At 34.6% G+C, this 19,553-nt stretch carries 18 protein-coding genes; 16 read left to right on the top strand and 2 right to left on the bottom strand.

Features of this window, described 5'->3' with window-relative positions:
* Positions 1-75: 75 nt before the first annotated feature.
* The gene (locus MHB42_RS17390; RefSeq protein WP_340807709.1) at positions 76-606 is read right to left on the bottom strand and encodes a hypothetical protein; all 531 of its coding nucleotides are present in this window, start codon (positions 604-606) and stop codon (positions 76-78) included.
* A gap of 274 nt (positions 607-880) precedes the next feature.
* Here MHB42_RS17390 and MHB42_RS17385 point away from each other — a divergent pair, with 274 nt between their 5' ends.
* From MHB42_RS17385 to MHB42_RS17355, 7 genes are all read left to right on the top strand, one after another.
* A complete protein-coding gene (locus MHB42_RS17385; RefSeq protein ID WP_340807708.1) occupies positions 881-1,789 on the top strand; it encodes a hypothetical protein in 909 nt (302 codons plus the stop codon).
* A 241-nt stretch (positions 1,790-2,030) separates the two neighbouring features.
* Entirely contained in the window at positions 2,031-3,992 is a 1,962-nt protein-coding gene (locus MHB42_RS17380) for a DnaB-like helicase C-terminal domain-containing protein (RefSeq protein ID WP_340807707.1), read from the top strand.
* A gap of 102 nt (positions 3,993-4,094) precedes the next feature.
* On the top strand, positions 4,095-4,373 hold the full coding sequence (locus tag MHB42_RS17375) for a hypothetical protein (protein WP_340807705.1): 279 nt from the start codon (positions 4,095-4,097) through the stop codon (positions 4,371-4,373).
* Positions 4,366-5,025 (top strand): hypothetical protein, encoded by a 660-nt coding sequence (locus MHB42_RS17370; RefSeq protein WP_340807704.1) that lies wholly within the window; start codon positions 4,366-4,368, stop codon positions 5,023-5,025. Before MHB42_RS17375 ends, MHB42_RS17370 begins: the two co-directional genes overlap by 8 nt.
* A 108-nt stretch (positions 5,026-5,133) precedes the next feature.
* A complete protein-coding gene (locus tag MHB42_RS17365; RefSeq protein ID WP_340807702.1) occupies positions 5,134-5,517 on the top strand; it encodes a four helix bundle protein in 384 nt (127 codons plus the stop codon).
* A gap of 12 nt (positions 5,518-5,529) precedes the next feature.
* Entirely contained in the window at positions 5,530-5,913 is a 384-nt protein-coding gene (locus MHB42_RS17360) for a four helix bundle protein (RefSeq protein ID WP_340807700.1), read from the top strand.
* Between the two features lie 117 nt (positions 5,914-6,030).
* Positions 6,031-6,168: a hypothetical protein gene (locus MHB42_RS17355; RefSeq protein WP_340807698.1), complete on the top strand. Its 138-nt coding sequence runs from the start codon at positions 6,031-6,033 to the stop codon at positions 6,166-6,168.
* 149 nt (positions 6,169-6,317) lie between these two features.
* On the opposite strand, the gene MHB42_RS17350 is transcribed toward MHB42_RS17355, so the two are convergent.
* The gene (locus MHB42_RS17350; protein WP_340807697.1) at positions 6,318-7,232 is read right to left on the bottom strand and encodes an RES family NAD+ phosphorylase; all 915 of its coding nucleotides are present in this window, start codon (positions 7,230-7,232) and stop codon (positions 6,318-6,320) included.
* Between the two features lie 396 nt (positions 7,233-7,628).
* Between MHB42_RS17350 and MHB42_RS17345 the strand changes: the two genes are divergently transcribed.
* The 9 genes from MHB42_RS17345 (at position 7,629) to MHB42_RS17305 (ending at position 19,495) form a co-directional block, all read left to right on the top strand.
* The gene (locus MHB42_RS17345; RefSeq protein ID WP_340807696.1) at positions 7,629-8,204 is read left to right on the top strand and encodes a hypothetical protein; all 576 of its coding nucleotides are present in this window, start codon (positions 7,629-7,631) and stop codon (positions 8,202-8,204) included.
* A gap of 50 nt (positions 8,205-8,254) precedes the next feature.
* A complete protein-coding gene (locus MHB42_RS17340; protein ID WP_340807694.1) occupies positions 8,255-8,515 on the top strand; it encodes a YgiT-type zinc finger protein in 261 nt (86 codons plus the stop codon).
* A gap of 297 nt (positions 8,516-8,812) precedes the next feature.
* Positions 8,813-9,379 (top strand): site-specific integrase, encoded by a 567-nt coding sequence (locus MHB42_RS17335; RefSeq protein ID WP_126293932.1) that lies wholly within the window; start codon positions 8,813-8,815, stop codon positions 9,377-9,379.
* 169 nt (positions 9,380-9,548) lie between these two features.
* The gene (locus MHB42_RS17330) at positions 9,549-10,373 is read left to right on the top strand and encodes a TnsA endonuclease N-terminal domain-containing protein (protein ID WP_340807692.1); all 825 of its coding nucleotides are present in this window, start codon (positions 9,549-9,551) and stop codon (positions 10,371-10,373) included.
* Positions 10,364-12,493, top strand: coding sequence for a Mu transposase C-terminal domain-containing protein (locus MHB42_RS17325; protein WP_340807690.1), 2,130 nt, complete (start codon positions 10,364-10,366; stop codon positions 12,491-12,493). The genes MHB42_RS17330 and MHB42_RS17325 overlap by 10 nt, the downstream gene beginning before the upstream one ends.
* A gap of 9 nt (positions 12,494-12,502) precedes the next feature.
* Entirely contained in the window at positions 12,503-13,987 is a 1,485-nt protein-coding gene (locus MHB42_RS17320; protein ID WP_340808629.1) for an ATP-binding protein, read from the top strand.
* A gap of 17 nt (positions 13,988-14,004) precedes the next feature.
* Positions 14,005-15,486 (top strand): TnsD family Tn7-like transposition protein, encoded by a 1,482-nt coding sequence (locus tag MHB42_RS17315; RefSeq protein WP_340807689.1) that lies wholly within the window; start codon positions 14,005-14,007, stop codon positions 15,484-15,486.
* 252 nt (positions 15,487-15,738) lie between these two features.
* Complete coding sequence (locus MHB42_RS17310; protein ID WP_340807687.1) at positions 15,739-17,718, top strand: ATP-dependent nuclease; 1,980 nt, start codon at positions 15,739-15,741, stop codon at positions 17,716-17,718.
* Positions 17,711-19,495 carry an ATP-dependent helicase gene (locus tag MHB42_RS17305; protein WP_340807685.1) on the top strand — a complete coding sequence of 595 codons (1,785 nt, stop codon included), beginning with the start codon at positions 17,711-17,713 and terminating at the stop codon, positions 19,493-19,495. Before MHB42_RS17310 ends, MHB42_RS17305 begins: the two co-directional genes overlap by 8 nt.
* The last annotated feature ends 58 nt before the right edge of the window (positions 19,496-19,553 follow it).

The raw sequence follows: 19,553 nt of genomic DNA, 5'->3' as shown, positions 1-19,553 counted from the left end.
ATAAAATATAGAGTTTAATAACAATCTATATTTATGAAATGTCTTAAATAATTTTTCATGCTAAATTTTAGTCTATTATTCGTCTGAAAACAAAGTTGCCTCACCAAATTCATGTAGCATAGCATCAATTTGTGAAGGTTCATAGATTTTGTTTGCGATAAAGTAGGAGACAATTTGATCTGTCATATTGGAATCGTGTGCGAATGTTCTATTGAAATTAAGTAAAAATTCATGGGTTTCCTCTATTGTTAATTCAAATGCAATCGCCAGTTTATACAGCGTTTTTAACTCAGGTTCATGTGGGACTCCTGAAGTCAGCTTACGCCAATGTTCCTTTTTGATATTGCCTCGGTTATATATGTAAGATGGTCTTTGAATATTTTTATCTCGCATCCATGTATTTATAAAATCGGAAATTGATTTTCTTTTTTTCATGCCACGTTGAATGATAGAAAGCTCAGTATAAATAGATGATAGGCTATGTCCGAAAACAGCCTTATCATTATTATGACTAATTGTGGCTAAGTAATCTAAAAGGTCATGGAAACCACCGTTATAAATAAAACTTTGAATGTTTTTCTTTAATGTATCCTTCATTTCATCCATAAAAATAGTCCCTTCCTCCTAAGAAATGTGTCCTTGAGGCAACTGATTTATTGTTATTGCCTCTATACAATAACAACTATAGTAAGTCCATACGGTTCCTTCAAGAGATGTGTAGTTTTGCATATCCAATAGGAACTTAAACAAGGTTCGACCAGTTATGTGTTTCGGAAACTGTACATCCTTGTTAAAATGCTAATAGACTTGTGAGGATGCTCCACATAAGTCTATCAAAGGAATAAAAATTAAATATGAAAGGGTGAATGAAATGATAGTCATGGAAAATTTACAAAGCAATAATAGAAATAATTTAGTTGAATTTAAAGAAAAAATAGAAGAATTATATTTTCGAGTACCGATCAACGACATCATAATGAAAATAGTCGAAGGACTCCACAAGATCAAAAATAGCGAAATAGAAGAGTACAGTCATGAACTTAAATATGAGCTGACAGTAGAAGAAAGGATTCGGGCAGAGCCAATTGATTGCCGATTCTCCACTATAGAAGAATTAAGAAGTGCTATTAGTTCTTCACAAATACAGCTTTTTATCTATCTGCTTAGTGTTTGGCAGGAAAATGGTGGAGTGGATGAATTCTTCTTAGAAGCAAAAGACTATTTTTCAAAAAGAGACATAGCTGTACGAAAAGCCAGTAAAGATCGGCTGGAACGTGACTTGGCATTATTATCTACAGTTTCTCTCCAACTGCAAGCAAAAAATAAAAGGCAATTTGAATATATTGATTCCCAGCTTATTGAATATGAAAAAATTAGGCGGGGATTTTACAAAATTCGCTTCGGCTTATGGATTAAGCATATATCCTATGGAACGTTTACTCTCCTTCATAAAAACTTCTTCAAATACCATCCTGGTCACGATTCAGTGGCAATTCTTCTTTCATTAAAACTTACCCAATTAGCAAAACTTCAATTTACTAAACCACTTCCAACCTACTCGATAAAATTCAAAACGTTATTTTCTTTTCTTGGAATTTCAGAGTGTCAAATAAGGAAGCAAGGATACAAACATTATTTCAATCAATTGGAAAACGTTTTTCAACGAATGCAGGTTGAAATGGGCTTTTCTATAAATATGGAGAAAAAGGAAGGGAGTTTTACTATGTTTATGCAGAACAAATTGTACTACGAGCAATCCGATTTAAAACAATTTTACAAGAAAAAATAGTGAGTATAGCTTTCTTTTATTTTTTTACCCTAATGACTCTTGATTAGGAATGGATGTCTCTTTTATAGGTAGAAATGTTTCCTCTGTAGGAACAGTAATCTCCAAAAGCCAATAGTATCAATAGTTTTGGGGACAGCAGTAACCCTAATTAAATTAATAAATATAAGTTAGGAAAAGAGCTTTTGAATCTGCTCTTTTCCCTACGACAGTTAACAATAATAACAGTCAAGGAGGAATTGGTATGCAAATAACCCAAATGTTAATTGAAGAAGCAAAACAACTTGTAGCATTGCTTCCATATATAGAAAGGGCTACAGGTAAAACAGCCATTAGATATGGCAAATCAACTTTTATTAAGCCTTGTCCATTTTGTGATAAGACAAGCCATCATTTCTCCATAAATGAAGTAGAGAATTATTATAACTCATTTAATGGATGTGTACCTGGAGGCTCTATTATTGATTTCATGATTCATTATGAAAATCTACCAAAAGAAGAGGCAATAAAAAAACTACTTGATATGGCAAATCTAATACCAAATAAGGAGGAAAAAATGATGACAGTTACAAAAAGCAAAAATGACGCAATTAAAATTGAGAAAGTTGACTTTACAGCTTTGATGGAAAAAGCTCATCGAAATGTCCAGCAAACAGATTATTTTGTTAATCGAGGACTTACTTCAAAGACAATTGATAAATACAAATTAGGCTATGCAGATGAAGGATTTATATTTGCGATAAATAATCATTCAGACATATTAGAAAAGGAAAATGATTCATCAACAGCATACAAGTATTTCTTGCCTATTTGGGATAACGAAGAAAAATGTAGTTATTTTCTAACACGAATAGATGATTCTTTGAAAAAGGATAACATGCACAAAATCCACAACTTAAAAGGAAGACAAGCTCAACTACTAAATGAAAGATATCTTCAAGGTAATGATCCACAATATGATGTAATTTTTGTTGTTGAAGGTTATATTGATGCCTTGTCCATCGAGGAACTTGATTTCCCTGCTATCGCTATCAATAGTGTGGTTAATATCAATAAGTTTAGTAAGCTTGTTCAAGACAATCTAAATTCGTTGCAGGATGTGACATTCATTATTATTCCTGATGGAGATGAAGCAGGTGATAAATTAATAGAAAATGCTCATAAAAGGTTAAGTGAAATCAAAGTCCACTATGAAATTTTCAAGTTACCTGAGGGGTATAAAGATGTAAACGAATTTCTTGTTGCAGATAGAGAAGGATTAAAGCAATTTATTACTGACATTGCAGATAAAATAACAGCTTCTAAAAAGGGAGATTTTCTCATTAATTATTTAGAAGATTTTCTTTCAACTGTAAGGGAAAACAAAATTAAACCTATAAGTAGTCATTTTCCATCTTTAGATAATACACTTGGCGGTGGGTTTTTCCCTGGTTTATATGTAATTGGAGGGGCTACTTCAGTTGGAAAAACAGCATTTGTTCATCAAATTGCAGATCAAGTTGCTTCTGAAGGTATTCCTGTTTTTTATTTCTCCTATGAAATGAGTCGCATTGACTTAATGGCAAGGAGTTTATCGAGACTAAGTTTGTTGAATGATAGAAATTCCGCAGTCAGTGATGTTGAAATAAAGACTGGAAGAGCATTGCCAAAAGTGTTGACACTAATTCAAAAAGATTACCATTTGATAGTGAAGAATATGGAAATATATGAAGGTAGGTTCGGCGAAAATGTTGATTCAATCGAATCTAAGGTACAACGTTTAAAAAGATATCATGATTCCTTTTTAGTAGTAGTGGATTATCTCCAAGTCGTCAATGCTTCAAAAACCTCTCTAATGGGGGAGCGGAGTACAGTAGATGCTGTTGTGACGAGATTTAAGCAAATTAGTCGTGATTACCAAGTTCCTGTAATAGCAATCTCATCCTTTAATAGATCAAACTACAATCTACCTGTTGGTTTTGAAAGCTTTAAGGAGTCAGGGGCTATTGAATATTCTGCAGATGTTTTAATGGGCTTACAGTTTAGGGATATTCACCAATTAGCAAGTCAAAAGGATGAGCAAAAGAAACGGGAGCAAGTGGAGCGTTGGAAGAAGAAATATCCACGTGAACTTGTAGTACAGATATTAAAAAACCGTTTCGGCGATGCATCCAGCCAGATTAAATTTGATTATTTTACGAAGCATCAGTTTTTTAGAGAGCTTTAAATAATATATGAGGCTCGAACAATGTAGAGCAGATTTAAGGATTGCAAGAAGAAAAAAGTACGATAAAATGAGCGTACAACAAACACAAGGAGGTAATATTAAATGTTTGAAACAATAAAAGATGATACAAATCTACAGTTGGTGGACAATTCAGTACAAAAGTTCCAACAGGAAAATGAAAGAGAATATAGATTTCCCCCACTTCTGAACTTCCTAAAAACAGAATTTAGTGAGAGGCTAATTGCGGAAAATAAGCAGACTGTATCAACTGGTCTTCCTAATCTGGATGTAGCATTGAATGGCGGATGGGTCCCCAGGATTGCATGTAATTGCTGGAACACCTCACAGCGGGAAACGTTCACTGCTCATCCATATGGCTGAGGAATTTACAAAACAAAAATATGCAGTAATTATGCTCACTTCAAAAGAAAGTCCAACCTCTATTCTACAACGCATCATTGCACGAACCACTTTTAAGAACAATCCTTCCACAGCTATCCCACTTCAACAAGTTTCAAATCAACTATTGAATAATCCACTATTGCTAAAACAATTATCGAATCAGATTGCCCCATCAGTAAAGTATTTAAGTGTAGTTGAAACGGATCTACTTGATATCCAATCGTTGGAAGATCGTCTGCAATATCAAAAGGCAGTTCATGACAAATCAATTATTTTACTGGACATGCATGAGCTTTCAACATGGGATACAGACAAGGAACGGCTTGTAGGAAAGTTCACTTCACTTCAACGAATCGCAAAAAGGCTACAAATTGTCATGATAGCAACTTTTGATTTGAATCCAATTGACCATGAAAACCTTATAAATGGATATCTAACCGTTGCTGGAATAGAACGCCATGTGGATACTTTTATATTTCTTAATTCTCCTGCAGAAAAGCCTGCTAATATATCTCCCAATTCCCCTAACAACTGCTTAGTATCCCTTCAAATACAGAAAAATTCCATTGGACAAAAAAATATAGTGTATTTAACAAAGCGAACTGATTTCGGTTATTTTCAAGAAGGATAAAAGTGATTTATAAAATCTGCGGAAAAGATTGAAAATAGGTTGCCTGGAGGATTTTGTCTGAGATTCAAGCATCTTATGGTTAATTATTTTGTCAAAGGAGATAAAAAGATGGTTTATAAGAAAGAATATGTTGGAGATTTTCGTGAATTAAAGGTATATCAGAAGGCATTAGCATTTCAAAGGTCTATTTATGAAATCGTCAAGAAATTTCCTGATTTCGAGCGTTATAACATGGTTGATCAATTGCATCGGGCGGTTTCATCTATTCCTGCCAATATTGCTGAAGGCAATGGTAACTACTATTTCAAGCAAGAATTTGATCGACTTAATACCGCTCTTGGAAGTTTAGCAGAAATCAGGTCTTTTCTTGATATGGCATTGTCCGAGGGATATCTAACATTACAGGAATATGAAAACCTTGAAAAGGATGCACAAGAAATCTTGAGGCTGTTAATTGGCATGATGAGAAGAATAGAGCAAATAACAGGATAGGGGGAATGGCTGGTGTATGTTGAAGACTTTAAAAAACTAAGTTTGTACCAGAATTCCCTTGACTTTTACTATGCAGTTTATCGGTTTATTGATAATAATGCCATGGAACTATCGAATGAAGAAAAACTAAAGATAAGAAAAATGACTGTACGAATTCCAGTAGCAATTGCTGCTGGAATCGGGCAAATGAATATGAAAATACGCTTCAAACGCTTGAATATGGCTAAAGGCTTGTTAGAGGAGCTTAAGACGTTGACATCTGAGCTATTACTGAAATCAAGAATAGAACATGAAGATGATATTGAATTGCAATATTACTATGATCAAGTAATTAGATTGATAAACTCATACTTTGGCTGGCTAAGCAAAAATAACAAATCCAAAATATCTATTTAGAGGAGACGGTAAATTTGATTACAGAGTTCGATTAAATAAAATAGATAAAGAGGAAATCCATTTTTATGATGGATATTACGTGGGGAATGACTGGGGTTACAGCTTCTTTCTTTAGCAATGAAGGTAATTCAGGAAGAAAAGATGAGTTTAAAAGAATATAATGGTCTTGCGGGTTTCTCGGAAGAGCAATTTATTGTAGAGATAACTCGTAGAGGGATTGCCAATAAGATTAATGGCACATTAACAATTGAATAATTATAATTGTAAAAACTATCCCTAACCGTTTTTTCAGTTAGGGATAGTTTTTATTGTAATGATCGAAATAACGTACACCTTGATTTTTAATTGATATCCAGAGGTTCCATAATAGATATGGTCTACATTCCCTGATTGTCGTGAAGTAATTATCGGTATTCGTATCCAACAAAGGACACTTTTCGCAAAGCGGTGGTTACATATTCAAACTTGTCAGGATGGAAGAAAACAAAATTTTCACCTGTACCCAAAGAGCTTTTATATTTTAATCCGTCATAACCAAGTTTTTTGATTAGCTCCGCAAGATATTGAGACGGTATATATTCAATATATGACTCATCAGGGCTAACTGGCTTGGATAACTCATACGAAAGATGATTTAATAGTTTGTTTGCTTGTATTGAATGCGAAAGATCATCCGCAAGAAAGGGAGACTTCAGAAACTCTTTAGAGCTTAAATCAATAATATTGATTGCTTCCTTGGGTTTAATTATTGCGACTGTTATTTCTGCTCCTACCCAAGGTCTTGTTTCAGCAATACATGTAAATTCATCACTTGCCACATACAAATATGGAATTCCTTTTGGATTAACCCTTCCTGGCGTTGCAAGTTCAAATGGAGGTGGCCCCATTTTTTCAACGGGGAAATTCCCGATTCTCGCTCTGTAAAAATTATGGTTAGTCCGAAATGTAATAAGTTTATTCTGTATTAGTAATCCAAGCTCATTTGATAAATCATGATCAGGAAAGTAACGGTTTTCTCTCTTAATGGAATAAGCGAATGCATTCCAAACATCGCTACTACTCACAAACGTAAAAGCATTTTCTTGTTTAGAATAAAGCTCTGAATCATCTAAGACATCTTCAAGACTTCGATTCCAATTTAGAATGTCAAATAATAAGAGATTTTGACTTGTTTCATCTGAAAAGATACTCCAATCATCCTGGAATAGAACATCCAATAAATCCCCGAAATCGGTTGGACAATGGACTTGATGAGCGTAATGCTCACCATGAGTTGTTTGTTCATAAATAGAAAAAAGGATTTCAAAGTCATCTGCCAAAGCTCCTATAGAAATTGCATGAACGTTTTCCTCACCACAGTAATCGCATACAGATAGAGTTCCCTCCGATTTTATTTTTTCTTTTATATAATAATCATTGAAGCAATGGATGCAACAGTGTATATAGTATTCCCCCAGTACAAATATCCCTATTAAAGAATCATACCAATACTATTATTATAGACGAAATTCTTGCAAAATCAGCTTGAAAAATTACGTATAGAGTTAAGAATTGCTTATTTCTTTTTCAAAGGATACACCCCTGCATTTTATCTATAGATATGAAACTTTCTTCATAACTGATAATCATGTTTGTGTTGACGAATTAAAGAAATAAGGCAAGTGAATAGAATACATAACTATGGTATAATTGGGTAAATAGTAACGGCAATAATAATGGGAAAGAGAGATATTTTAATGAGGGAAGTTGAAATATTTGTATCAAATGATGGTACGCAGTATATTTGGAATAGAGATCAAGAAGAAGTGATACTGCTAAATGATGCTGAAACCAAAATGGTATCGCTTAAAGTATCCTTAATGTCAGATGAGGAGATATTAAACAGAACGTCTGGAAACGGTGTCCCGATGGGAATCCCCATAACCCTCAGTAAAGATAGATTGATAGAGATTCGAGATAATTTGGTACAGATATTGAAAAAAGGTCCTTTTATTGATTTTGAAAAACATGTATTAGAGCGACTTGTATATGATGCTTTGTTAGATGATAATCATCCAGAAAAAAGAGGATGGAACAATAGTGAGGAAGTTCGAGAATGTGTTCTATCTGCTTCAATGGTAACTGGTGTTCGACTTAACGTAGATCATCATCATCCTGAAAATACTGAGAAAGTTAAACATCTTCACCCTAACCTTGCTCTTGTCATTTCGGGAAGCAAGGGTACTGGTAAAGGACGACTTGTTCTGGTAATATTAAATGAACAGACGATTAGCGTGATAACAATATTATAAATAAGCTTTTATTTGCATATACTAAGAATAATTACGAAAGAGGTGGGATTATGATCTTGGCTCCCGAAAAAAATGATTATAGAGTGAAAACAACTTGCTCCTGTGGAAGTACAGCCAAAAGGCGAGAAGGGAATAGTGAGTTTTTTATTGGACCACGTAAAATTATAATCAAGAACATCCCTCATTTTTATTGTTCTTACTGTGATAAAGAGATATTCGATTCTACATTGGGAACTGAAGACCTTTTAATGTATGCATTTAAAAATAATTTGAATGAAGTAGACTGGAATGAAAAATCCTTATATATATAACAGAAAAACAACGTAAACCTAAAATTGGTTGCGTTGTTTTTTTATGGGGATTTTGTATTGAGAGTATTTTTTATTGCTTACCACAGGATATGTTGAAAACCAATAGGTGATTGATGAAGATATATATAAATTCAAAAGGGTAAAGGATAAATCTACTTTACAAAATCGGGTTTTGTAAACTAAGGAATGCTGTTAAATTAGCATTCTTAAAAATCACCTTTCTCCTGTAGGTGTTGGACTTTACTGAAAGTCCAGTTTATAATAATTGTGTCAACTCTTGAGAGGGAGGTGATAGAAATGAACGTTGTCAATCCAATCCGATGCAAAAAGCAACTGGAAGCTGTCAAAGGTTATCTTCGAGGAAAAAACAAACGAGATTATCTACTATTTATGGTTGGTATTACATCCGCACTTCGCATCAGCGATATCCTAAGCTTGAAAGTTAATCATGTATGGGATGGAAAGAAGCCTGCAGAGTTTATCGAATTAAATGAAAAGAAAACGGGCAAATACAAACGGTTTCCAGTCACACCAAACTTGAAAAAAGCAATTAAAGAGTATATGGCTGAATATGATGGATGTCCAGACGATTACTTGTTTGTTAGCAGGGTCGGCAAAAACAAGCCAATTTCCCGTCAGTACGCTGTCATGATGTTAAATCAAGCGTGCGATATGGTTGGTGTAGAGGAATCTTTCGGTACTCATGGGATGCGAAAGACATGGGGGTACTGGGCTTTCAAAAGCGGAATTTCATTAGACTATATTTCAATTGCACTCAATCACCGTTCAATAGCAGAAACAAAAAGGTATTTGGGGCTTCTTCAAGAGGACTTGGATAATATTTATCTACAAGTGAATCTGTAGTGAGTGTGATTGTTGTTGCGAAATAGGAGGAAAATGGATTGTATAAGCAAAAATCAAATATTGAGATGGAAACCACGATTTCTTAGTCAAATCCTCAAAAAAAAACAGAGGGCGTTGACTATATGAAATTGTGGTTTTTATTTTGCCCTCTGGTTTGGAAGGGGTAGCAATGGTTTCATCATATTATTCAACAAGTATAAAAGTACAAAAATACCTTAAGGAGGGGAGGGGACAGGGGATTGGAATCAATTACATCCCTTGGACAAAAACATCTGATTATTCATCTTTGGGTAGAGCTACACGTATAAAGGGAATAAAAATTCCACGAATTTTCCATTTGCAGTCGGACATACAGTACAGAGCATTTTTACTATTCGAATATCATTCAAGTGTGATTGATATTCGTGAAACTTACCCATTGCTTGATGTGATGGAAACGATAAATATTGATGATTTAAGATTTGACAAATATCGAGACAAAGACACAAATGAACCATTCGTTATTATAACCAATTTTTTGCTGACGCTAAGAGATGAAAAAGGTAAAGAGAGATTAATTGCCCGCACTGTAAAAAATACATCCGAGCTAAAAAGGAAAATCACATGGGAGAAGCTTGAAATTGAAAGGCGATACTGGAGCGAAAAAGGAATTGAGTGGAAAGTGATTACGGAAAAGCAAATGCCACGTATACTTGCAAAAAATCTTGAATGGATCAGAGAAACCTTACTGGAAGGTAACGAAGAAGAATTTGATAAAGATTTATTATCTACTCATTTATTAAGCGAACTGTTTAACAATGATCATTTGCCAGTTAGAAACGTTTTAAGACAATTTGATAAAACAGAGGGGTTAGCAAAGGGAACGGGTTTATTCCTATTCCGATATTTAATAGCGAAAAAAGATATTCGAGTAAATTTGTATCAATTAATAGACCTGTCGGAAACGGTTAAGAACCTAACTCTAATGGAAATGGAGGAGCATGTATGGAATTAGTGGAGAATATGTTGCTACGAAACAAGGATGGAGAAATCATCCGAATTGTATTTGTAAACCGATTTTCTTCTATTATATATGTAATTGCCATGGATGAAGGGAGTAGATGGCCATATCCGATTAATAAAGAAGATATATTTGTCGCTATGGCTGATGGAGAAGTTACTTTGTTAAAAGAAGACCCGTATTTTAGACATGTTTATGAAGAGGATTTGAGCGGTGCTGAAAAGCAACGAAGAGATCGTGCATATGAAATCATTACCTATGTACTTCAACAAGTTGAACACGAAGAACAAATCTATCTTCGTAAATATCGGCAGAAGGTGATTAATCATTCGGTTTCCGTTTTTCAAGTGAGTAAAAATACTATAAAGGATTATTTAATTAAGTATTGGAAAGGAGGAAAGGTTCGTAATGCTTTGCTTCCCAATTTTTATAATTGTGGAGCAAAAGGTCGAGATAAAAAAGTTAGTGAAGTGAAAAGGGGAAGACCTCGAAAGTATGGTATCAAAAAAGGGGTCAATGTAGATGAAAAAATGAAGAAAATTTTCATGATCAGTCTCAATCGCTATTTTTACAACAAAAAGCAAAACACATTAAAAACAGCATATGAGCTGATGATAAAAGACTTTTTCACGATTGAAAAGGAAGAACAAAACGGTGTGATTATTCCAATTTTGAAAGCAGATATCCCGACCTATCATCAATTTTATTATTGGTACAGAGCTTTTAACCAACTTAAACATGAAGTTTCAAAGCGACATGGCTCAAGGGTGTACCATCAGAAACACAGAGCGATTATTGGAAATTCATCTCAAGATGCAGGGTTAGGGCCAGCTACATTATGGCAGACAGATTCAACACCCCTTAATGTGACTTGCGTATCCAGTGTAAACAGGAACATCCTTGTGGGGAAACCATTGTTACACCTTGTAGTAGATGTCTATTCACGATTAATAGTCGGATTCAATCTATCGTTTGAATCATTAAATGCTTATAGTGGGGCAATGGTTGCTTTGCAAAACAGCATGACATCAAAAAAACAGTTTTGTGCAAGATATGGAATTGAGATAGATGATGATGAATGGGATGTAGCTTGTATTCCTAATAGAATCTTTACGGATCGAGGAGAATTAAATGGTAGTCGAATCGAAAGTGCAATTGAAGGATTGGGAATTTCAATACAAAATAGCCCAAGCTACCGCCCTGAACTAAAAGGAGTTGTTGAACAAGCTTTGAATCAAATCCAAATGCAACTGGCTCCGCACGTAGATGGTGCTTCAATAAGTGGAAAAAGAGTTCGTGAACGTGGAGAAAGTGACTTAAGGCTAAAAGCAAATCTAACAATTGACGAATTGACGGCAATCATTATTAAGTTAATCCTTTTCCATAATAATCATCACGTTCTACAAGATTATGAATTGACCGAAGAAATGTTGGAAGCAGGAGTTGAAAAAATTCCAAGAGAAATATGGAGATTTGGATTAAGACATCAGAAAGGTCAGTTGAGGAAGTTACCCGAAGAAGTTATCAAGATAAATTTATTGCAGTCTGATACGGCAACCATTACGCCTCAAGGACTAAGATACAAGAAGCTACTATATGCATCTGAATATAGTTTACAAAATAACTGGTTTGAATCAGCCAGAAATAATGGAAGCAAACGTGTGAAAATTAAGTTTGATGCCAGAGATCTAACTGAGATTTACATGATAAATGAAGAAGGAAATCTCCATACCTTAAAGCTTCTTGACCACTTATCAAAATACTACGGGAAGAGTATTGATGAGATTGAAAAAATCATTGAATTTGAAAAAGAATTGGATGAGAAAAGCAAAGAGAGGGAGCTTCAAAAGAAAGTAAAACTGTTTACTGACATAGAAGAGATCGTAGCAGAAGGTAAAAGAAAAACGGAGGCAGAGCATGACAGCAGTATAAGTAAAACAAAAAAGTTGAAAGGGATAAAAGAAAATCAACGCATGGAAAGAGAGTTACAGCGTGAGCGATTGAAAAAGGAAAAAGAGGAATATATTACGCCATCTGAGGAGATCTTGGTTGAAAATAACGATGGGGATGGATTGTCATTGTTTAGAAGTTTAAGAGATAGGAATGAGGTGTGATACGAATTGGTGCAGGAAATTTTTCTTCCAAACGGGATGGAAGCAATACAGGCAAGTTATACTGAATATCCACTTGATGAGTTTAATCAAAATCCTTTTATACAAGCTTTGCCTCCATTAGCGGATAAGCCAACAATTATAAAAAAGCTTGCAATGAATCCATCATTTGCCGAGCAAGAAAGACAAATGGAATCCGTTTATCGCTTACAAATGATCAGTAGACTATACCAGTTTTTTCAGCCACTCCCCATTCATTTGGAGATTTGGGACATGATAAACAATCTTTTAATACAGGGTTATTTAGCGAGAAATCCATTTGATCCAGCTTATAAACGCTATTTACATGAGACTGGAAAGCAAATCATCAACCGTACATTTGATATTAATAGTAGACAAAACTTCCGTACAACAGCGGGATGTGGAACTTTGATTGGACTATCAGGCATGGGAAAGACGACATCGGTTGGTCGGGTGTTAAGCAATATCCCACAGGTCGTCATCCATAACAAGTATAGGGGAAAGCATTTTAATCAAATTCAGCTTGTTTGGTTAAAGTTAGATGCACCTTCAACATCATCTTTAAAAGCCTTGTGCTTGCAGTTTTTTATGAGGGTTGACGAGTTGCTTGGTACGAACAACTATAAAAAATATGTATCAAGAAATGCGTCAGTCGATATGATGTTGCCTCTAATTGGACAACTTGCTCAGAATATTGGACTTGGGTTACTAATAATTGATGAAACCCAGAATATTAAAGGGCGTGGTGCAGACCAAATCATGAATTTTTTTGTGAGTCTTATTAACTCAGGAGTAAATCTTGCTATTATTGGAACGCCTGGAGCTTATGGTCTATTTGGAGACGAATTAAGAATTGCAAGAAGGCTAACGGGTAATTCGGAAATAATTTTCAACAACATGGATTACAATGATGAGTTTAAGTTCTTGCTGGAGTCTATGTGGCGGTATCAATGGACAAAGAAGTTCACTCCGCTTACAGAGGAGTTTTCAAAAGTTATCTATGATGAAACCCAAGGGATTTCCGATTTGATTGTAAAGATATTTGTTTATTCTCAGCAGAAAGCAATATCGACGGGTAAAGAAGAATTAACTGTTGAACTTATGCGAAATGTTGCCAACGAAAAGTTCAAATTGATGAGGGAGATGCTGAATGCAATACGTTCAGGCAACCCTTACAAGATAGCAAAATATGAAGATATAAGAAGGATTGAGAGTGCAACAATTCAGTCGGCTAATGAACACCCCCGTAAGCCGTTAAAAGCCAAGAATAACGAGAAGCCCCGAAAAAATGACGCAAAAGACGTAGCGACAATGCCCGAAGTAAAAAAGGCGAGGCGGAATACAGAATACGCAGAGGGTGACATTAGACTTCTATTGAAGAATGGAGTTAAGCAAGAAGAAACTCCTTATAAAATTCTCTCAGAGCATGGCTTCATTGATGACATGGTGCAGTGGAATGTTGGTGTGGATGCATGATCAACTTTCTGCCCGTAATGTATGATGATGAACTGTTGTATAGTGTTATTGCTCGTTATAAACAAATGTGTGGTATGGTAAGTAACCAAGCAATGGTAAAAGACATATTTGGTAAGTTGATCATTATGAAATCAACATTATTTCCCAAACATCTTGATGCTTTTGTGCAAAATCTGACTCCGACTTCAAAGCTAACGACAAAGGAAATTATTATGAAACATACGATGTTTCCCTTTTACACTTCATTTTTATCTGAAGGAAAAACTCAGTCTATATATGAAATAATGGCTGAAGGTAAAGGAAGGGCAGTTGAAAGTATAATTGGGTTTGGGGGAAGCAAGGTGAAAATCCCAATTTATCTACGATATTGTCCAATCTGTTTCGAAAACGATATAAAAAAGTATGGTGAGAGCTATTTCCGCAGATCCCACCAAATTGTTGGTGCTTTATATTGTTCAAAGCATGAAGTTTTGTTAAAAGATAGCACTGTACTTAGTACGGAAAGCGGATTTGACTTTAAATGTGCAGATGCGGAAGTATGTGATATAGCGGTTTTGACCGATCCATTCCCGACAAGAATAAAAGAATTAAATCTTCAATATATCCATAATGCCGAACGCTTATTGAAGGGTGACTATCCACGCAAACAACTTGATTTTATTATTAGCTTCTATATTGATAAATTGCGGAGTAAGGGCTTAGCCTCTGACAGCGGAAATTTGTACATGAATGATGTGCAAGAAAAGTTCTTATCTTACTTCCCAGATGCTTATTTAGAAATCATGCAGAGTGCTATTGATCCAGAGAATCCCACTAATTGGTTAAGGTTTTTCGTAAGAAGCAACAATAAGAATCGAAGCCCATTAAGGCATCTGCTGTTTCTCCAGTTTCTCAATGTAGATATTGACGAACTTTTTCAGACAACTACTGTGGTTGGTAAACAGAAGATTGTTGAAGAGTTCACCCCCCTGTTTGATATTAACGAAAGAAGAAATATGTGGCTGAAAATAATTGAAGAACACAAAGGGGCAACCAGAAGCGAATTAAAAGAAATAGGAAAAGGTCTGCATACATGGATTTTTAGATACGATCGTGAATGGTATGAGAAAGTAACTCCAAGAGTGAAAACGAGAAAACCAAGAACTGATCCTATTGATTGGGAACAAAAAGATGAAGAGTGCTTAATGCTTGCTAAAGAGGCAGTAAAGGCTATTTTGAATAAAAGTGGAAAGCCCGTCAGAGTAACCCCTTGGAGGATCAAATTGACGATTGGTGCGAGGAAATGGTTTGAAAATGAGAAATTGGTTCGAACCCAACAATTTTTGCGGGAATCCAAAGAGGATATAAATAAATATCGTGTTCGGAAAATCAGGTGGGCAATTGATGAGTTGAACAAGCAGGATGGGAGCATTACTGCTTATAAGGTGCAACTATATGCAGGGTTTGGCGGTGGAGGTAGGGAGATTCGGGGATTGATAGAAGAGATTCTTGCAGAATAAAAGAAGGTGCTAAATTATCAATTTTAAAAACATGATAATTTGGCACCTTTTTTTGATGCTGACTTCCTGTCATAAAAGAAATGCCAGGTTTGAATAGTTTTCGCAACTTGCTTTTGATCACCAAATTACATTTTATCATGTCCATCTAACCAACATATAAATTCCGTCAATAGTCCCGTCAATGGAATTAATTATGATAACATATTCTTATAGGATTGATTATACGGAAAATTTCGAAGGGGAGGAAAGTAAATGTACATTTCAAGTTTAAAGATTAATAACTTTAGATGTTTCAAGGAAATAAAAGTTGACTTCAATGAAGGTATAAACGTTATAATTGGGGCCAATAATGCGGGGAAAACGACACTTACGAAGGCTTTAGAGCTAATCTTTAACCGATCTAACTCTAAAATGATTTCAATAGATGATTTTCATAAGAAAGTAGACTTATCAATTCCACCAGAGATTTCAATTGAGGCAACTTTAAAATCATCCTCAAAGGATACTACAGAAGATAAAGCTATAGTAGCAAGCTGGCTGACTAAATTAGAAACACCTTGGGAAGCAACACTTACTTATAAACATTTTCTGCCTGAACAGGAACATAAGGCGTATGTAGAAAAGTATGAAAGTCTATCGGAAGAAAAGGAAAGATGGGCATTATTAGAATCAACTCTGAAAAAATATGTTACAAGGATTTATGGTGGAGATATAGTAAATAAAATGCGTGCAGAAGGAGAGCACTTAGATAAAATTCATTGTGAAACGTTAGACGCCCTCAGGGATGTAGAAAGAAAGATGTTTACAGGAAGAAATACACTATTAAAACAGTTACTCCTACATTTTAAGGACTCGTTGTCTAATAATGATCAGAAAGATTTAACAGCAACAGACGACAAACAGAACCAAAAAACATTTACACAACAGGCAAATTTATTAGTAGAAGGGATAATTGGAAGGGTAAACCAAAAGGAAATTCTTGAATTTGCAAAAAAGACTGGAGCTTCTGTCGGGGGCTCACCAGCATTAGATGGATACTTACAAGAGAGTGATGTTTTGTCAACCTTGCGTTTAATTATCAAAGATAAAACAGGCATTGAGATCCCGATAATAAATAATGGTATGGGATATAATAATTTAATTTTTATATCGTTAATATTATCAAAGTTCAAGATGATTACTTCAGATGAATATGGTGAGAATGCAAAAGCATTCCCAATTCTAATTATTGAAGAACCAGAAGCACACCTCCATCCAGCTTTACAATATAATTTTTTGAAGTTTCTTAAGGAGGAGGTAGAAGCTCAAAGTTTTAGTAGGCAAATATTTGTAACAACTCATTCAACACAAATTACATCTGCAGTTGGATTGAAACCAATTATTTGTTTAGAAAAAGATGATAAAGGTGAAATATTTGCCAAGTATCCAAGCAAAGTATTTTCAAGTAGTGAAGAAGACCAGAAATCTAAAAAATACGTTGAACGATTTCTTGATGCTACTAAATCAGCTATGCTATTTTCAAAATCAGTTTTATTAGTTGAAGGCATGGCGGAGCTTATTCTTCTCCCTTTATTGGCGGAAAGGGAAGGAACTGATTTAGAAAAACATCATGTTTCTCTCGTAAGGGCTGATGCTCTCACATTTAAGCATTTTATCAAATTATTCGGAGCTGGTATTAAGCAAGAGAATACGAAATTCGCACTTAAAAAAAGAGTAGCTTGTCTTGTAGATCCCGATCCAACGAAGATTGAAAAAAAGAGGGATGACGATAAACAAAAGCATAGAAGATGGAAAAAATGTTGGCCGTATGAACTGAACAGTGATTTGGACAGTTATGAATACAAAGACATTTCTGGTGCTTTACAAAATTTATTAGCACAAAAAAAGCATTCATCTAATGTTGATGTTTTTTATAAAAAGTCAAAAGGCAAAACATTCGAATATGATTTGGCTTGGGATAACTATAAAAGTGATTGGCTATTCGACGAATCTATTGAAATAGTAAAGGATAATGAACTTATAGAAATGATTTCTTGTGAAGAAGAAAAAGAAAAGGCTAAAATGGCTACGAGCTTTTTGTTATACGCAAATGACCAAAAGGGCGAACTTGCATTCATTTTGGCAAGCAAATTGGAAGAGAAATCAAATGAAATAAATGTTCCCTTACATATAAAACAGGCATTTAGATGGGTTTCTGAAAAAGATAATAGCGGAGGAGAAGGGGATGAATAAAAGGATAACAATTTCTTCAGATGGAAAAATACTTGACCTAAATCGCCATTTTAAAGTCATAGCGGGTCCAGGAGCGGGGAAAACACATTGGCTTATCGGGCATATTAAGAATGTTCTTCAGAATGCTTCAAATTTCACCGCAAACTCAAGGATAGCATGCATCACATATACAGCTGTAGGGGCAGAAGAAATGTCAAAACGTTTAGGAGCAAATACTGACAGAGTAGATATCTCTACTATTCATAGCTTTTTGTATATCAATGTCGTTAAGCCTTATGTACATCTTTTAGTTGATGAAAATAATGAAAGAATTGTTAATGTGGAAAAGTTGGATGGACACTTTGAAAATATAGCAACAGGGGGAAAGATTTTTCAGTGGCAAAAAGAAGTAAATAATCTACGGTATATTAATAACAAAGAAGAAATAAAAGAATGCCTGGAAAGTTTGGACTGGATCCTTGAGGAAGGTTCATTTATCTTGAAACCCCGAAAAGACTACAAAAGAAGAGTAGGTAATTATTCTATTAAAGTCGAGGATTTACCAGTATACAAACAACTACATTGGAATGAGGGAATGATTCATCATGAAGATGTTCTTTATTTCTCATATAAAATATTGGAAAAGTACCCCATGATTCTGGAACATTTAAGTGCAAAGTATCCTTTTATGTTTATTGATGAATTTCAGGATACAAGCCCTACCCAAGCTGAAATAGTTAAGTGGTTAGGGAGCACTGGTACAGTAATAGGAGTTATTGGAGATCCAGCACAGTCAATCTATCGCTTTCAAGGGGCTTCCAGACAAGACTTTATAGACTTTTACTTGCCTAATCAAATGGAATTAGAGATTGAGAATAATAGGAGATCTGGGACCAAGATTGTTGATCTTATAAATCATCTAAGAACTGGTGATTCTTTAATTCAAAAATGCACCCGAAAAAACAGTGCTAATGAAGTTCAAATTATTGAGTGTACAGGAGATGTAAAACTAACAATAAAGCATTTTCATGACTTGAGAGAAGAGCATAGGCTCAATAAAGATTATTGCATCTTAGCTCGAAATAATAATACCGTAAAAATAATCAACGAAGTAGAGGTTACAGAAGTTTGGTCAGATTTCAGTGGTATTGATGAAGATCGTGAGAGATTATTGAAAGCACTACTTACAGCTTATAGATTAGTAAAAGATAATCGAAACGATGTTGCTATTAAGGAGATAATTCGACACTTGAAAACCAATCGAAATGGCTTATTGAGGGCTCCGTTTCAAAAAGACCAGTATATAAGTGAAATTTCCAAAAGGGGTTTGGCAGTAGATATACTCGAATTTATTGTAACTGAAATTAACCAATCATTGAACTTGACACTGTATAACTTTTATAATTCTTTGAACGATTTTACAAAGAAAAAAGGATTTTCATTAAAGAATGTAATAAAAAGTAGATTTAAAGATTTTTCAGAAACCATCTTGATTTCAGAGTTACTAAACAACATAATTTTGCCCGAAGAAAGAACTTCCAAAATCAGAACTATTCATAAAGCAAAGGGTGCTGAGTTTGAATCAGTATTACTTTATTTAACCGATCTGAGCGATGTTGAAAAAATTATTAAACCACAAATTGAATCAGAAAAGAGTGATGATTCAAGAATTCTTTATGTAGCATTAAGTCGTGCAGAGGATCTTTTATGCATTGCCTGTCCACCATTGGGAAGTGAAATGAAAAAAGAATTGGATGCGATTAATATTGTAAACACTTTAAATTTACACATTAATTAAATTTGAATAAGCCTTTTCTTGAGTGTAATTCTTCTCAGAGGTTCGAAGTAGTTTGCTT

Origin of the sequence: Lysinibacillus sp. FSL K6-0232, assembly GCF_038008325.1 — a bacterium.
GTDB lineage: Bacteria > Bacillota > Bacilli > Bacillales_A > Planococcaceae > Lysinibacillus.
This window is presented reverse-complemented; position numbering and strand designations above follow the sequence as displayed.

What these genes read in the sequence shown, in the direction of transcription:
- MHB42_RS17310 (WP_340807687.1), top strand. Translation starts at nt 15,739, where the DNA reads ATGTACATTTCAAGTTTAAAGATTAATAACTTTAGATGTTTCAAGGAA.
- MHB42_RS17375 (WP_340807705.1), top strand. Translation starts at nt 4,095, where the DNA reads ATGTTTGAAACAATAAAAGATGATACAAATCTACAGTTGGTGGACAAT.
- MHB42_RS17380 (WP_340807707.1), top strand. Translation starts at nt 2,031, where the DNA reads ATGCAAATAACCCAAATGTTAATTGAAGAAGCAAAACAACTTGTAGCA.
- MHB42_RS17325 (WP_340807690.1), top strand. Translation starts at nt 10,364, where the DNA reads ATGGAATTAGTGGAGAATATGTTGCTACGAAACAAGGATGGAGAAATC.
- MHB42_RS17365 (WP_340807702.1), top strand. Translation starts at nt 5,134, where the DNA reads ATGGTTTATAAGAAAGAATATGTTGGAGATTTTCGTGAATTAAAGGTA.
- MHB42_RS17390 (WP_340807709.1), bottom strand. Translation starts at nt 606, where the DNA reads ATGGATGAAATGAAGGATACATTAAAGAAAAACATTCAAAGTTTTATT.
- MHB42_RS17340 (WP_340807694.1), top strand. Translation starts at nt 8,255, where the DNA reads ATGATCTTGGCTCCCGAAAAAAATGATTATAGAGTGAAAACAACTTGC.
- MHB42_RS17355 (WP_340807698.1), top strand. Translation starts at nt 6,031, where the DNA reads ATGAAGGTAATTCAGGAAGAAAAGATGAGTTTAAAAGAATATAATGGT.
- MHB42_RS17315 (WP_340807689.1), top strand. Translation starts at nt 14,005, where the DNA reads ATGTATGATGATGAACTGTTGTATAGTGTTATTGCTCGTTATAAACAA.
- MHB42_RS17305 (WP_340807685.1), top strand. Translation starts at nt 17,711, where the DNA reads ATGAATAAAAGGATAACAATTTCTTCAGATGGAAAAATACTTGACCTA.
- MHB42_RS17335 (WP_126293932.1), top strand. Translation starts at nt 8,813, where the DNA reads ATGAACGTTGTCAATCCAATCCGATGCAAAAAGCAACTGGAAGCTGTC.
- MHB42_RS17370 (WP_340807704.1), top strand. Translation starts at nt 4,366, where the DNA reads ATGGCTGAGGAATTTACAAAACAAAAATATGCAGTAATTATGCTCACT.
- MHB42_RS17345 (WP_340807696.1), top strand. Translation starts at nt 7,629, where the DNA reads ATGGGAAAGAGAGATATTTTAATGAGGGAAGTTGAAATATTTGTATCA.
- MHB42_RS17385 (WP_340807708.1), top strand. Translation starts at nt 881, where the DNA reads ATGGAAAATTTACAAAGCAATAATAGAAATAATTTAGTTGAATTTAAA.
- MHB42_RS17330 (WP_340807692.1), top strand. Translation starts at nt 9,549, where the DNA reads ATGGTTTCATCATATTATTCAACAAGTATAAAAGTACAAAAATACCTT.